The sequence below is a fragment of the Runella sp. genome (assembly GCF_965279615.1).
Classification (GTDB): Bacteria; Bacteroidota; Bacteroidia; order Cytophagales; family Spirosomataceae; genus Runella.
The window spans coordinates 1,522,058-1,536,462 of the sequence record NZ_OZ257252.1; the positions used below are offsets into that span (position 1 = coordinate 1,522,058).

Annotated in this window: 10 protein-coding genes; 3 read left to right on the forward strand and 7 right to left on the reverse strand. The window is 44.5% G+C overall.

Translation table 11 applies throughout. From position 1 onward, the window contains the following. The first annotated feature begins 246 nt into the window (after positions 1–246). Positions 247–636 carry a LytTR family DNA-binding domain-containing protein gene (locus ACQY73_RS06735; RefSeq protein ID WP_428663224.1) on the forward strand — a complete coding sequence of 130 codons (390 nt, stop codon included), beginning with the start codon at positions 247–249 and terminating at the stop codon, positions 634–636. 9 nt (positions 637–645) lie between these two features. On the opposite strand, the gene ACQY73_RS06740 is transcribed toward ACQY73_RS06735, so the two are convergent. From ACQY73_RS06740 to ACQY73_RS06755, 4 genes are all read right to left on the reverse strand, one after another. Next, positions 646–3,321, reverse strand: a complete 2,676-nt coding sequence (locus ACQY73_RS06740) for a permease prefix domain 2-containing transporter (RefSeq protein WP_428663227.1) — start codon at positions 3,319–3,321, stop codon at positions 646–648. Then, a complete protein-coding gene (locus tag ACQY73_RS06745; protein ID WP_428663229.1) occupies positions 3,318–3,644 on the reverse strand; it encodes a PadR family transcriptional regulator in 327 nt (108 codons plus the stop codon). The genes ACQY73_RS06740 and ACQY73_RS06745 overlap by 4 nt, the downstream gene beginning before the upstream one ends. Positions 3,645–3,835: 191 nt before the next feature. Then, a complete protein-coding gene (locus tag ACQY73_RS06750; RefSeq protein ID WP_428663232.1) occupies positions 3,836–4,699 on the reverse strand; it encodes a glycerophosphodiester phosphodiesterase family protein in 864 nt (287 codons plus the stop codon). Between the two features lie 211 nt (positions 4,700–4,910). Beyond that, the gene (locus tag ACQY73_RS06755) at positions 4,911–8,114 is read right to left on the reverse strand and encodes a carboxypeptidase regulatory-like domain-containing protein (protein ID WP_428663235.1); all 3,204 of its coding nucleotides are present in this window, start codon (positions 8,112–8,114) and stop codon (positions 4,911–4,913) included. A 238-nt stretch (positions 8,115–8,352) separates the two neighbouring features. Between ACQY73_RS06755 and ACQY73_RS06760 the strand changes: the two genes are divergently transcribed. Then, on the forward strand, positions 8,353–9,528 hold the full coding sequence (locus ACQY73_RS06760) for an acyltransferase family protein (protein WP_428663238.1): 1,176 nt from the start codon (positions 8,353–8,355) through the stop codon (positions 9,526–9,528). A 13-nt stretch (positions 9,529–9,541) separates the two neighbouring features. Further along, positions 9,542–10,357 carry an alpha/beta hydrolase gene (locus ACQY73_RS06765; protein WP_428663241.1) on the forward strand — a complete coding sequence of 272 codons (816 nt, stop codon included), beginning with the start codon at positions 9,542–9,544 and terminating at the stop codon, positions 10,355–10,357. A 10-nt stretch (positions 10,358–10,367) separates the two neighbouring features. On the opposite strand, the gene ACQY73_RS06770 is transcribed toward ACQY73_RS06765, so the two are convergent. The 3 genes from ACQY73_RS06770 to ACQY73_RS06780 all read right to left on the reverse strand — a co-directional run bounded on the left by ACQY73_RS06770 (position 10,368) and on the right by ACQY73_RS06780 (position 14,375). Next, complete coding sequence (locus ACQY73_RS06770) at positions 10,368–10,937, reverse strand: DUF4956 domain-containing protein (protein WP_428663244.1); 570 nt, start codon at positions 10,935–10,937, stop codon at positions 10,368–10,370. Positions 10,938–10,961: 24 nt separating this feature from the next. Next, positions 10,962–11,705: a polyphosphate polymerase domain-containing protein gene (locus tag ACQY73_RS06775; RefSeq protein WP_428663246.1), complete on the reverse strand. Its 744-nt coding sequence runs from the start codon at positions 11,703–11,705 to the stop codon at positions 10,962–10,964. 144 nt (positions 11,706–11,849) lie between these two features. Further along, positions 11,850–14,375 carry an ATP-dependent Clp protease ATP-binding subunit gene (locus tag ACQY73_RS06780; protein WP_428663249.1) on the reverse strand — a complete coding sequence of 842 codons (2,526 nt, stop codon included), beginning with the start codon at positions 14,373–14,375 and terminating at the stop codon, positions 11,850–11,852. Positions 14,376–14,405: the final 30 nt, after the last annotated feature.

Consider the following 14,405-nt stretch of genomic DNA (forward strand, 5'->3'; position numbering starts at 1 on the left):
CAGGCATGTTTCTCCAACATTTTTCAATAAGAATCCCAAAAAAGGCTTTGAGATTATAATTTGCCGGTAAAAGTTCAAAATGAGTTAAAGAATGCTCATTTTGAGCTAACACCTACGCGCCAAAAAATCCCACATTTGCTTCACAGTTAAGTAAATCAGCAAGGCATTGAAATGCTGATACTTTGCCATTTTGATTAGTTGTTCAAAAGAAAATTTTTAATCAAAATTTCTCAAAACAGTATTCTTATGACACCATTTCCGGCATTGATTCCTTTCGAAAGTGCAATAAGTGCAGTTACACTACCTCGCTTTCAAACCAAATCGGGGCAATGTACCATTGACCCTAAAGAAATTATCTACCTGAGGGCTATGGGCAACTACACTATTTTTCATCTGGCGATGGGCGAGCAGGTTGTTACCACACTTCCTTTGATCACGTACGTTCCGCTTTTGGAAGAGCAAGGGTTTATGCGTCTCCACAAATCCTATTTGCTCAACCTTCATTTTTTAAAGGATTGTCGCATTGATCGGTTTTTCCGGTTAACGCTCCCCGATCAATGTATCCTACAGGTTGCCCGACGACGCAGAATGGCGCTGAAAAAAATATTCGATCAATATAAACCGGCAATGGAATAGTCGGGAATGCTATTCATTCCGCAAACTTTTCACGGGGTTTGTTAAAGCGGCTTTTAGGCTTTGGAAACTGATGGTCAGTAGCGCAATGCCCATCGCCAATAGTCCCGCCAACGCAAACATCCACCATTCTATTTCAATTTTATACGCAAAATCCTGCAACCAGACATTCATAGCATACAGGGCAATGGGTGATATCACGACCAACGCGATCAGCACTAATTTCACAAAATCTCCGGTCAATAACTGCACAATACCGGCCACCGAAGCGCCAAGTACTTTGCGGATACCGATCTCTTTGGCGCGTTGTTCTGCCGCCTGTACCACTAACCCAAAAATGCCCAACGCCGACAGGAACAGGGTCAGTCCGCTGAAAAAAGTAAAGAATTGACGAAGTCGGTCTTCTGCTTCATATTGTTGAGCAAGCAGATCATCTACCCGGTTTATTTCCAACAGCTTGGCCGGAAAAAAGGATTTCCAGAGTTTACGTACTCCATTCCTAACCGACTGCTCCGCTCCGGGCGTTACCCGAACAAGCATTCCTCCGTATTGAGCCGATCTGTTGGCAACGATGATGGTAGGTTTAAGAGGCTCGTGTAACGATTCATTATTGAAATTTTCAACGATACCTACCGGAATGGTATGTGCATTTTTGATCTGCTGATCCAGTTTATCAATGTGAAGTATCTTGGCTGCCGATGCCGTAATAAGCGACGTTTGAAGTTTGGCAACTCCTTCGTACTTAGCCCAATCAACTGATTGAAGCGAATCGGTATTCAATGCATCGGCTGCAAATTTGGCACTCAACAGCCGACCTTTTGCCAATTTCAATTGGAGTGTTTGGGCCAGATCCAAATCACCCGAAATAAACCATACTTTCACTTTTGTATTGGCATCTGCGGGATCTTCGACTTCTTTGGACATAAAGCCGGCTCCCTGCGTCGGCACCCACTGCGATACACTGACATTGGTCACACCCGACTGTTTCAGCAATTCATTTTTGAAGGCATCACTCTTGCCGTCCCACGATATATAATCAATGCTTAAGAGATTGTTTTTGTTAAAACCCATATCCCTGTTCTCCATGAAATCAAGCTGTCGATGCACCACGATCAGCGCAAGCAGCACAAAAATGGAAATGCAGAACTGAACAACGACCAGACTTCTGCGCAGTTGATTCTGCCCGAAGGCTGTCCACGTCAACAGTCTGCCTTTCAGCGTATTTGACGGATCTAACCCTGAGATAAGCCAAGCGGGGTACAATCCTGTAAGTAAACACGTTACGATCACTACACCTACCCACGACAGTATCCCCGACCAATCAGAGATAACCGTTTTGATCAGGCGCTGCCCTAAAAAATCTTCCACCGATCTTAGCGAAACCCAATAGATTCCGGCCGCCAGAATAGAGGCTATCCCAAAGACAATGAAAGCCTCGGCCAAAAACTGCATGATCAACTGGGAACGGGAAGCACTCAATATCTTCCGTATGCCGGTTTCTTTCAGGCGGGTAATGGCTTTAGCGGTACTTAAATTGATAAAGTTGATGCAGGCGATGAACAGTAACAACAACGCGATGCCCGAGAAAATGTAAATCTTCTTTGCGTTTCCGTAGGTTTTATTCTTTTTGTCAAAGTCCGAATGCAGGTGAATGTCTTTAACCGATTGAAATTCAAATTGATATTTGGGTTTGCCGCCGGTAAATTTACCGTATAGGCTGTTCACCTTTTCGGAAAACCCTGCGATGTCGGTGCCCGGTTTCAGCAGAATATAATTCCGGGAAAAAGTACCGAATTCTTTTGGGCTAAGTTCTTCCGAACGTCCCTTGTGAAGAAAAAGCACATCTGCCTGTAAATGACTGTTGGACGGCAGGTCTTCCATGATGCCGGTGATCAGAAACGGATTGGCATGCTCATCATAAACGGGAATATCGTGAATGATCTTTCCGATAGGATTTTCATTGGGGAAGTATTTGTTTTTGAAAGTACGCGAGATGACCAAATTACGGGTTCCGTGTTTGTAGTGCTGCGGCGCTCCTTCAATCACGTTGATGTCCAGCATATTCCACACCGTAGTATCGGCATGTAATGCGTGCGTTTTGATCTCATTGTCGAGCTTATCAGGCCCCAAATTAAGGTGTAGATCAGCCGTGTACAGTTCAGAATAGTGTTCTACTTCCGGATAATCCTTTTTAAGGCGGGGAGCCAAACCGGCAAAAGACGAAGGAAATCGGTCATAAAGCCCCTCTCCCATTTTATTGACGGAAATGATCCGATACATGTCGTCTTTGCGGCTCCACTGCCGGTCATACGACAGGTCATTGAGCACCACCGAAGCCACCATCAGGCAGGCCCAAAGCCCAATGGACAATCCGGTAACATGAATGAGTGAATACGACTTGTTTTTGAACAAAGTCCGGGCGGCGATTTTAAAATAGTTGATCAGCATGGTAGTAGTGGCAGGGGTAGAATATTCATTAGGTTCCTGTTTTATTATGGAAGGTTGCATCAAACTGATCACATCCTTTGCGTATCTCCAACGAGCCTTTGAAAGCCCCATTGTTTCGACGCGTTGGTGGAACAACTCATCCAGATCGCCTTCCATTTCCTCTACTCGGTGGCGTGCACAGAACAAACGAAACAGTTTGTGCGCCCAACGCGGCGGCTGTGGTTTTGTGTTTTGTTTCATGACCAGGCGGTGTTTGGAATAGCGTCCCACATCTGATTGCGCAATTGGCGAATGTCTTCCAACGCCCGGCGTCCATACGCCGTTACGGAATAAAGCCGCTTCCGGCGTCCGCCGCGTTCGGCGGTCATGCCTCCCATTTGCGAGCTAACCTGCCCCTTCTCTTCAAGTCGGTTCAGGGCTGAATGTACCGCCCCCAAATTGACGGAGCGCCCCATTTGTTGTTCGATCTCGTTTACAATAGCTGCACCGTAAGCATCTCCTGCCCGAATAGCAACGGCCAATAAAACAACTTCTTCAAATTCGCCTAAGTAGGTTCCTTTCATCGTGAAAGCAATGATTAGTTATGTAAATGTATAACAAATGTCTTGCCGGAGAATAAAAAGGCCTTATTTCGTCCAATTGAGGCATTTTACAAAAATTAAGCGTACAAAAAACGTCCGATTTTGGACGTTTTTTGTACGCTTATGGACAAAGGTTTTCCGCTTTTTAACTAAAAACGTTCGTAAAAAGCGATTTAAAATAAGTCAGGATAATCAGTAATGATGCCATCTACACCCAACTGAATCAAGCTGTCGATTTCAGCTTTGGTATTTACGGTCCAGGGAACGATCCGCATTCCTTTTTCGTGACAAAGCTTTACGGTTTCGGCCGTTACTGCTTTATAATAGGGGCTATAGATCGGCGGAGTAAAACCCAGTAAGGCCAGATTTTCATCGAGTGACTTCGCGTTGGCCGTCAGATATGAAAGAGAAACATCGGGATATTGGGTATGAAGCAATTGCAAAGGCCGAATATCAAAGGATTGGATGGTCAATCGTTTACCCGGTTTTTTGCTTTTACAAACAGTCATCACAAGATCCGTAAATTCCTGCGGAACGGGATGATAAATGCTGTCGGTTGCTTTGGATGATTTGATCTCAATGTTGTACAACGGCAGAGGCAATCTTTTTGATCTTGCATACGCTTCCACCGAATCGATCAGCACAGCGAGCAGGGGTTTATACACCGAAAATTTCTGTTGCTGAGGGAATTGAGGGTGTGGTTTGCTTCCTACGTCAAATTTTTTGATCTCATCGTAGGTGAGTTGATACAGGTTTATCTTCTTTTGCTCGTCAGCTGTTATGGGTGTGCCATCGGGTTTGAGCGCAAAATCCGCAGACATGTAAGTATCGTGAGAAACCACTACCTGTTTGTCTTTCGAGATGACCACGTCCATTTCCAACGTAGTCACGCCCAGATCAAGGGCTTTTTTCATGGCCTGAATTGTATTCTCAGGCATTAATCCCCGACAGCCCCGATGCCCCTGCCGGTCGAGTTTAGGCTGAGCCATCAGGAATTGTGCGCTCAGCAACGAAAGGAACAATATCTTTTTTATCATAAGGAAGTAATGAATTAAACCTTTAAGGTTTTTACTTTTTAGAGTATTAGCTTGATGTTTGACCCCATCCGGGGTCAGACGTTTGTAGAAAAAGATTCATCGCTACAAACATGTGACGGCAGCGGCCGGCCGTCCCGGATGGGGTCAAACATCAAACTAATTTAGAGCATCTACTCAAACTATAATATAACAGACATTCCAACCCTGAACATTAGAAACTATAGCGCGCTCCCAACTGAAGCTGGTAAGGGTTTCCGGAAGGATTCACAATACCGGCAGTGTTAACGCGGTAAACAAAACGTTGATTGGCTTTATCAAACCCAGCCACGGCGGGAGTCGAAGAAGTAGCAGGGATACCCAACGCGTACAACGCCTGTGAGCCTAATGATTTGTTTACTCCCCAACTTTTGTTCAACAGGTTAGCGAAGTTGAACACATCGGCTGAAATTTCGATGCTGTGGGTTTTGTACAATTTGAATTTCTTGCTGGCCCGAATATCAAAGATCCCGTAAAAGCCATTGATACCACCGTTGCGTTCCGCCATTTTGCCGGAGTATTTATTGATATAATCTTTGATACTTTGGCTTGCGTTCGGATTATCCAAGATGGCCTGCAAACCGGTTTTTACGTTGGTCGGTACGTTTTCACTTCTTCTATCGAAAATAAAGGCCAAATCGTTGGTCCCGGATACGAAATCAGCATTGCTGTTGGCTCCGGATAATAATGTATAACGTGTTCCGCCGATTCCTGAATAACGTACCCCAACGCTGATGCCGTAGAACGTAGGCAACGTACCGAATACGACCACTTTATTACGAAAATGGTTGTCTGAATACGTCATTTTGCTCAAGTCGCGCGGATCATCTTTTACGGGCAATGACAGCGTAGCTGAGTTGGCCACGTTTCCGTTGAAAGAGGTATTGTCTCTGGTGTCATTCCAAGTATAGCTACCCGAAATTTCGCCGTCTCTGAAATACTGATACGTAGCATCAAGCACCACCGCAAACTGGTTCACTTTTCCCTGACTGTTCAGTTCCAATACCCGACCAAGCTTATTGCTGATACGCCCCTGCAACCAGTCGCCCGCGCCATTGGCCGGCATCGAACTCAAAGGCACATACACTCCGCGATTATCTTCATTGGCCAGTCGGAAGAAAGGATCTGCGGCCATGTTCCGATCTACGTACATGTAATTATGACGGCCCAGCGTCGCAAATCCGGTGATACCGACTTTCAGACGGTCATTGAGATACGTACTGTAAGACAGGTTTGCTTTGTACATGACCGGCACCTGAGCGTCGGGCGCATTGGTATTAATGATGGGCAATTGAAAAGCCGCCAATGAAGGAATGGAAGCGTAGTTTTGGCGATAGGCAATAAAATCAGGCGTTGGAATGTTCGGGGCACGAACATCCACCGTTCCATAGTGTTTACCGTCAAATGTAAGGTTATTGATCACCATGTAGTTGTTGATATCGGAGGCAAAGATACCGGCCCCGAACCGCACATAATCCCGGTGTTTCTCGTTAACATCCCACGTCAGTTGCAAACGGGGTTGCGGCACAAATGACTTTAATTTATTGTCGGTTCGTACGCCCAATTCATCCAAAACCAATTGATTAAGAGGAGAAGAAGGATAGTGTGCGTAGTCGAAGCGCAGCCCGGCGGTCATTTCTAATCCAAGTCCCAGTTTAGTGGACAATTGTGCATAAGCGCCGGCGTTAAGGGTTTTTCCCAACACGCTCGGATCAGCCACCAACGGAACTTCGCGATAGTAACGATATGGCTGCAACGCGGCAAATTTGTCCAAGGCCGTCATGCCGGCGGCGGCATCAACCGTATAGTGAAAACGACCGTTTACTTCACTGCCGTACAAAGAATGTGCGCGGGTATACATAACATCCACACCGAAAGTGTACTGCACTTTGTCGGTATTATAATACAGATTATCAACCAATTGCAACACATGATTATCAAAACCTTCCTGTGCAAAGCGGTGGCCGCCCATCTGAATATTGGTGGAGCGAGAAGCCCCGTCTACCGTCGAAGTTACATTCTCAACAATGGCGCGGGGAATATTTGCTTCCGGTAATTGATCCCCCGGGGCGCTTTTTTGATAGGTATAGAGGTGTTGTACTTTCAGTTCGTTCGTAATTCGTGGGTTCACCGATGTACGCAAGGTAGCCAACAAGCTGTTGTCACGGTTGTAATCATTCCCGTAAGATTCCAGAATATTGATGGACGTATTATCCTGCAAACCAAGTTTATTCACGTCGTTGGTGAAGTTATCACGAATCGTCAACAGGTTTTTGCTGTTGATCTGCCAATCGATACGGGCAAAAGCAGCGTCCGAAGCACGGCCTTTGTCAAACGACCCATACTGAGGAACATTGGCCACCCCATACTTGCTGCGGGCAATGTCGACGAAGCGATCAAGGGTAACTTTTGTCACGTTAAACTGGCTTTCATCCGCAGGGGTACGAACATCGGCGATGATCAATGGGCGGGAATCCTGTTGGTGATCCCACACCAAAAAGAAGTGAAGTTTGTCTTTTACGATGGGCCCACCCAACGCAAAACCGGATTGGTAGGTGGAAAATTGAGCCGTACGCTTGTTTCCTCTGATATCGTAAGGGCTTGACAGCCAGTCGGCACGCATGTAATTAAAGGCACTTCCGCTAAATGTATTGGTACCGGCTTTGGTTACCGCACTCACTGTACCGCCACCGCTGCGACCAAAGGTTACGTCATATTGGTTGGTAACAACCTTGAACTCCCGAACGGCTTCGATAGAGATAGAGTAAGGTGCGCCGCTTCGGCTCGTAGTTGCCCCCGCCGACGTAGGATTTTTGGCGTTCATACCGTCGATGCTGTAATTGGTAGACGACCCCAACTGACCCGAAATATTTCCACCTCTGCTTAATGGCGAAAGATCCATCAGCGACGTAAAGTTACGACCATTGACGGGAAGCGTTGCAATTGATTTAGCCGAAATGGCGGTAGCCGCACCCAAGTTCTCAATTTTGTTTTTCAGGCCCGAAGCTACTACCTGCACTACTTCCAACGTTTGGCCCGTTTCCTGCATGGTGAGGTTTATCTTAACAGCATCCCCTTGGTTGAGCATGTAGCCGTTTCTCTTTTGTTCACCAAACCCAACAAACGTAACGCGAATCGTGTAAGGGCCGCCCAAAGGAAGCTCTTTGAACGAGTAATCTCCCTTGGCATTGGTGATGGTACCGGTGGAGAAGCCGGTCGATTCATTACGAACCTGAACAGTAGCACCCGGAAGCGGAGACTGCTGATTATCAGCAATTACCCCGGAAATGGACGCCTGAGTAGTTTGTGCTTTCAGTGCGCTGTTGACAAAGCAACTCAGCAGAATGAAGGCAATAACAGTGTGTAAATGGTTTTTCATTAGTTGTTAGAGAATTTTCAACTGCAAAAGAACCGGTTACATTTTACGTGACTGTTAACCCAATTTTACCGATTTGTGACCATTTGGCTGAGTAACATAGAAAAATTTTATACATGGGTATTTTGATTTTATTGTATTCATTCTTACACCCGCGATAAGCGATATCGAATGTCTAAGCCCTAAAGCAACCTTACCTAACCAAATTGCATCTGCTCATCATACTTATACAGCTAACCTGATGCAATTACTTTCCGAACGCCGCCATTACATTGATTGGATACGTGTCCTGGCTTTTTTCCTGTTGATTTTTTTCCATTGCGCCATGCCTTTTGTGACTTTCGGCTGGGAGGTCAAAAATGCCGAAACATCCGTAGGGTTGAGTCGCTTGATCTATTGGTTGCACCAATGGCGTTTGCCACTGTTGTTTTTCATCTCCGGCGTGGGAATTTATTTTTCATTGCAAAGGCGCTCGGTAGGAATGTTTGCCGGTGAACGAATTGTGCGTTTATTTATCCCTTTGTTGTTTGGCATGTTTTTTCTGACGCCCGCCCAAGTGTACATCGAACGATTGCAACGGGGGCAATTCAGAGGCTCCTATGCGGAGTTCTATCCTACCGTTTGGGAATTGGTACCGTACCCGGACGGGACGCTTACGTGGAGTCACCTGTGGTTTGTGGTTTACTTGTTCGTGTTTTGCCTATTATTGTTGCCCATTTTTGCGCTGTTCAAGCTAAAAGCAGTAAACACTTGGAAAGAAAAAATCACTGATCGACTGACGAATCCTGTGGTGTTGGGGGCTTTGGTGATTCCTTTCACTTTTTATTATTTTACCCTTTACCTCGATTATCCTGAGCAGCAAAGTCTGTTCAATGATTGGTTCCTGTTTGTGTCTTCCATTACATTGGTGTTGTATGGTTATCTTTTGGGCGGAAGCAATACCTTTTGGAAAACCTGCGAGCAATTCCGTCTTTACTATCTGGGAACGGCGATTATATGTATTGCGCTTCTCTTCTATGGGTATTGGTGGGCGTTGGAATTGCCCAAAATAAACGACAATCGACTTTACATCTACGGCATTTTGAACTCCGTTCACATTTGGACGCTCATCTTGGCCTTGATAGGATTTGCCAAAAAATACCTAAATTTTTCCACTCCATTCTTAACTTATACCAACCAAGCCGTTTATCCTTATTACATCTTACACCAAACGGTGATTGTAGTAGCCGGGTATTTTGTGGTGCAATGGTCGTTGCCCATTGCCGTTAAACTTCTGCTTTTGATTTGCATTTGTTTTTTGGTAATTGCAATGCTTTATCATTGGTTGATAAAACCATTTATTCTCACACGAATTTTGTTTGGATTAAAGCCAAAGGAAACAAACAAAAAGAGAGAAAGAGCAATTGTAACTCCTTGAAAAATAAACAAAAATGAAGTCAAAGTGGATTATCTATTTAGGCATTTCTCTCATTGTTATCACCTATTTTGGCGTTTATCTATTTTTATATTCAATAAAGGAAGAACAGGGAAATCGTTTTAAAGGCTACGTCATTCCATCAGATTTTCGATATTCTTTTCAGGAACATTTTGAGGAAATTAATTTTACGACAAATGATGGCGGAACGCTCAATTCACTAATATTTAAGGCTGATTCTACAAAAGGCGTGATCTGTTTTTTAAAAGGAAACGGAGGAACAATCAAAGATTGGGCAGAACATGTCCCTGCATTTTTAAAATTCGGGTATGATATAATCATTACCGACTATCGGCAAAATGGGAAAAGCAAAGGCGAAATTTCACTACAGCATTTTTATTCAGACGCTCAGTTGGTCTATGATTCATTGAAAAGAAGGTATCCTGAAAATAAAATCGTCATTGCCGGTTTCTCATTGGGAGGAAGAATTGCGGCAAACCTTGCCGCGAACAACACGCCACGCATGACCATTTTATTGGATGCCGCTTCCACTACCGGAGATTTCAGTGATCGTTTTTTTGAAGGCCTTTATTTTCCGTTGCCTTCTATCAATCCTTTTTTATTTACCACTGAGGAAGATATCAAACGGGCAAGGTCGCCCGTAATAATTATTTGTACTGACAACAAAAACAGTCTCTCACATACGCTGAAACCGTTACTTAAGAAAAAAGATGAGTTCTTCGAAATTCAGGGCGCAACACATGCTACCCTGATGAAACATAAACGCACCCATCAGATCATGAGCCAAATCTTAAGTAAACAATTGCCTTAAGTTCTGTTTGTTACAGGTAATAATATATTTTCAGGAAGGCCATATCGTGCAGAAAATCAAGCTTTTCTATGTCGATGCGAATGATCTTCAAGCCTGTTCGTTCTTTTAAATCCGCCAGTAACTCTTCGCGTTTTGCGGCTGTGGTGAGCGAGATCTTATCGTACATGATCTCTTTGGAGTATTCCCGGGGGAACACAAAATCGGTTTCAAAAAGGAAGGTTAAAAATAGCATCATTGTAGTTAGTATAGCCGTTATTCCTACCGAATTTGCCGAAATACCGTGGACGAGCCCTAAAGCAATGGACAGAAAAAGATACGTCATATTGCGCATGGTAATTCCTTCGGTTCGGTAACGCAACATGGAAAATACCGCAAACAACCCAAAGGCGGCCCCCATCGAAACCTCTACTTTGTTGAGCAGGTACGTAACGGAGAAGATGATGAGATTAAAAACAAAAAAAGTAAAAATAAACTCACGGTTACGATAAATGGGGTAATAGATCAGCCACAGTAAAATCACCATGCTGAACAGATCAAGGCCAATCTGAAAAACCAGTTCGTGAAGTAAAACATTGGACATATTCGTGACGTCGTTTCAGTTTTCTCAGTAATTAGTTATTTGGTTAATTTTTGAAAGAATCGGTTTGATCGTATTTATCTTTAGCGAAGGCTCTACATTGGCAAGCCCTAAACAGTATTTACTGATGCCTCCTTCGCGCAGTTCCATTTTTTTCATCAGCATCCTGAAAGGGCTTGGATATCCTCTTTCGTGCTGCACATCTGCAATGATCAAATTTGGATACGCAACAAATTGCGACTGCCACCGAAACCACACATTGGCATCAAAAGTCAATCGTTCATTGGTTTCGGGATTGACCAGCATAAACCGATGATAATACACCCACAAAGCAGGCTTCAACCCGGACGTAACAATGGGAACGTTTTGAGTTAAAAGTTGCTTTCCATAGTCACAAATATCTTCCGACAGATCATCCAACCTAACGCGTTGGGTGATCGTATTTCTTTTATTATTCCTGCATTTCAGTTCAAAATAATTCTCATCTGTCTCTACATACCGACGACTGCGGATTTTGTATCGTTTCAATCTGCCGGATATATATTGGTGATAAAAAAGGCGCTCAGGCGTATCAAAATAGAGCGTATCGTACCGAAACAGCCTTTTTCCCCGAAGATGGAGCAATTGATAATGAGGCTGAATGACACCAAGTATCTCCTCCAAATTCTTTTTGGGCAGAAGGTACCTCGCATCTATCCGGTCCATAAACTGAGCCTGCTCTACTTTATTCATTGCGATGTCCCGCAAATTATTGAGTATACGTGAATTCATTTGGCACGTTATCTTTTCACAAACAAAAAAGGGTACGACAAAAATCGTACCCTTTTCTACTTAAAATTATATTTTTAGAAAAATCTGTCTTTCAAAATTCTTAAATCAAGGTTTGGAAAGCATTACCGACCATAAAACAGCCGATTAATTAATCAATTCTTCTGCTTTTTTTCTAACCGTAATCACAAGATTTTCCGCGCCGTCTTCATGATCGGCCAAGAGTGTATCTCCTTCGCGCAGATCTCCTTTGAGAATTTCTTCAGCAACGGGATCTTCCAGGTATTTTTGAATAGCACGATTGAGCGGACGCGCACCGTACTGTTGGTCATAGCCTTTTTCCGATAAGAAATCTTTGGCTTTTTCCGTCAATTCTACCTGATAGCCAAGGTTGGTTACGCGATTGAATAATTTGGCCAGCGAAATATCAATGATGCGGTGGATGTCTTCACGCTGCAATGAATTAAATACGATTACATCATCCAAACGGTTGAGGAATTCAGGAGAGAATGCTTTACGCAATGCACTCTGAATGGTGCTCTTCATCAGATCGTCTTGATTTTCAGATTTTGCTTTGGTGGCAAAACCAATGCCTGAACCGAAATCTTTCAAGTCACGCACCCCAATGTTGGACGTCATGATGATGATGGTATTACGGAAGTCTACGCGACGTCCCAATCCATCGGTCAAAATACCATCGTCCAACACTTGAAGCAGGATATTGAACACGTCCGGGTGAGCTTTTTCGATCTCATCCAAAAGCACTACACTGTAAGGCTTACGACGGATTTTCTCGGTCAACTGTCCACCTTCTTCGTAACCCACATATCCCGGAGGCGCTCCAATCAGGCGTGATACGCTGAATTTCTCCATGTATTCGCTCATGTCGATACGTACCAGTGCATCTTCTTTGTCAAACAGATAGGTAGCCAACACTTTTGCCAACTCTGTTTTTCCAACACCCGTTGGGCCAAGGAAGATAAACGAGCCGATGGGTTTTTTAGGATCTTTCAACCCTACCCGCGTCCGTTGGATGGCTTTGGTCAACTTTTCGATTGGTAAATTTTGACCGATTACTCTGTTTTTGAGTTCATCGCCCATGCCGAGCAACTTCTGGCCTTCATTTTGCGCTACACGATTCACGGGAATACCGGTCATCATGGCTACTACTTCGGCTACGTTATCATCGGTTACGGTATAACGGCGTTTTTTCGTTTCCTCTTCCCAAGCAATTTTAGCGCGGTCGAGTTGGTCTAACAATTTTTTCTCGCGGTCGCGGAGTTGGGCAGCTTCCTCGTATTTCTGGCTTTTCACCACGAGGTTTTTCTGCTTCTTCACTTCTTCGATCTGTTGTTCCAACACTACAATGTCTTCCGGAACGGTAATATTGCTGATGTGTACGCGGGCACCCACTTCGTCCATTACGTCGATGGCTTTGTCGGGCAGGAAGCGGTCGGTGATGTATCTTTCCGACAGTTTCACGGCTTGTGCAATGGCCTCATCCGTATAGTTTACGTGGTGGTGATCCTCGTATTTATCTTTAATGTTATTCAAAATTTCAATGGTCTCTTCCACGCTCGGTGCATCGACCATGACGATCTGAAAACGACGAGCCAGAGCGCCATCTTTTTCGATGTACTGACGATATTCATCCAACGTGGTAGCTCCAATGCATTGGATGTCTCCCCGGGCTAATGCAGGTTTGAACATATTGGAGGCATCAAGTGACCCCGAAGCACCGCCGGCACCTACAATGGTGTGCAACTCATCAATGAACAGTATCACTTCCGGTGATTTTTCCAACTCATTCATGACCGCTTTCATACGTTCTTCAAACTGTCCGCGGTATTTGGTTCCCGCTACGAGCGAGGCCAGATCCAGCGTGACGACACGTTTGCCGAACAGAACACGGGAAACTTTCTTTTGTACAATTCTCAGCGCTAAGCCTTCAGCGATGGCCGTTTTACCAACACCCGGCTCTCCGATGAGAACAGGGTTGTTTTTCTTACGACGACTCAATACTTGCGCTACACGTTCAATTTCTTTTTCACGGCCTACAATTGGGTCTAATTTACCCAATTCAGCCATCTTGGTTAGGTCTCTACCGAAGTTATCTAATACAGGTGTGCGAGATTTTTCGGTATTTTTGGGGTCTTTGCCTTGCTGAGCACCGCCTCCGAACATACTCCGTTCGTCGTCGTCGTCAGTTTCGGGCCCCGCATGGGGTTTGGTGCCTGATGATTGATACTCTAACATTTCCTTAACGATTTCATAGTTTACATTGAACTTGGCTAAAATCTGCGAGGCCAGATTATCGGGGTCACGCAGAATGGACAGTAGCAGGTGCTCCGTACCTATAAGTGGGCTTTTAAAAATTTTAGCTTCTAAGTAGGTGATTTTCAACACCTTTTCAGATTGGCGAGTCAATGGAATATTGGCCAGATTTTTAACGTTATTGGTGGCGGTTCCTTTGGTTACCTGTTCAATGGTAATGCGCAGTTCATCCAAAGAAACACCGAGTTTCTTCAATAACGCCAAAGCTACTCCTTCTCCTTCTCTGATCATTCCCAGAATAAGATGCTCGGTGCCAATATAATCATGACCGAGACGCAAGGCTTCTTCACGGCTGAGTGAAATGACTTCTTTTACGCGGTTTGAAAATTTTGCTTCCATTTAATTATGGTTTCTTTCACTGTTGGAACG

Coding starts and splice junctions, on each gene's coding strand:
- ACQY73_RS06735 (WP_428663224.1), top strand. CDS start 247: ATGACACCATTTCCGGCATTGATTCCTTTCGAAAGTGCAATAAGTGCA.
- ACQY73_RS06740 (WP_428663227.1), bottom strand. CDS start 3,321: ATGAAACAAAACACAAAACCACAGCCGCCGCGTTGGGCGCACAAACTG.
- ACQY73_RS06745 (WP_428663229.1), bottom strand. CDS start 3,644: ATGAAAGGAACCTACTTAGGCGAATTTGAAGAAGTTGTTTTATTGGCC.
- ACQY73_RS06750 (WP_428663232.1), bottom strand. CDS start 4,699: ATGATAAAAAAGATATTGTTCCTTTCGTTGCTGAGCGCACAATTCCTG.
- ACQY73_RS06755 (WP_428663235.1), bottom strand. CDS start 8,114: ATGAAAAACCATTTACACACTGTTATTGCCTTCATTCTGCTGAGTTGC.
- ACQY73_RS06760 (WP_428663238.1), top strand. CDS start 8,353: ATGCAATTACTTTCCGAACGCCGCCATTACATTGATTGGATACGTGTC.
- ACQY73_RS06765 (WP_428663241.1), top strand. CDS start 9,542: ATGAAGTCAAAGTGGATTATCTATTTAGGCATTTCTCTCATTGTTATC.
- ACQY73_RS06770 (WP_428663244.1), bottom strand. CDS start 10,937: ATGTCCAATGTTTTACTTCACGAACTGGTTTTTCAGATTGGCCTTGAT.
- ACQY73_RS06775 (WP_428663246.1), bottom strand. CDS start 11,705: ATGAATTCACGTATACTCAATAATTTGCGGGACATCGCAATGAATAAA.
- ACQY73_RS06780 (WP_428663249.1), bottom strand. CDS start 14,375: ATGGAAGCAAAATTTTCAAACCGCGTAAAAGAAGTCATTTCACTCAGC.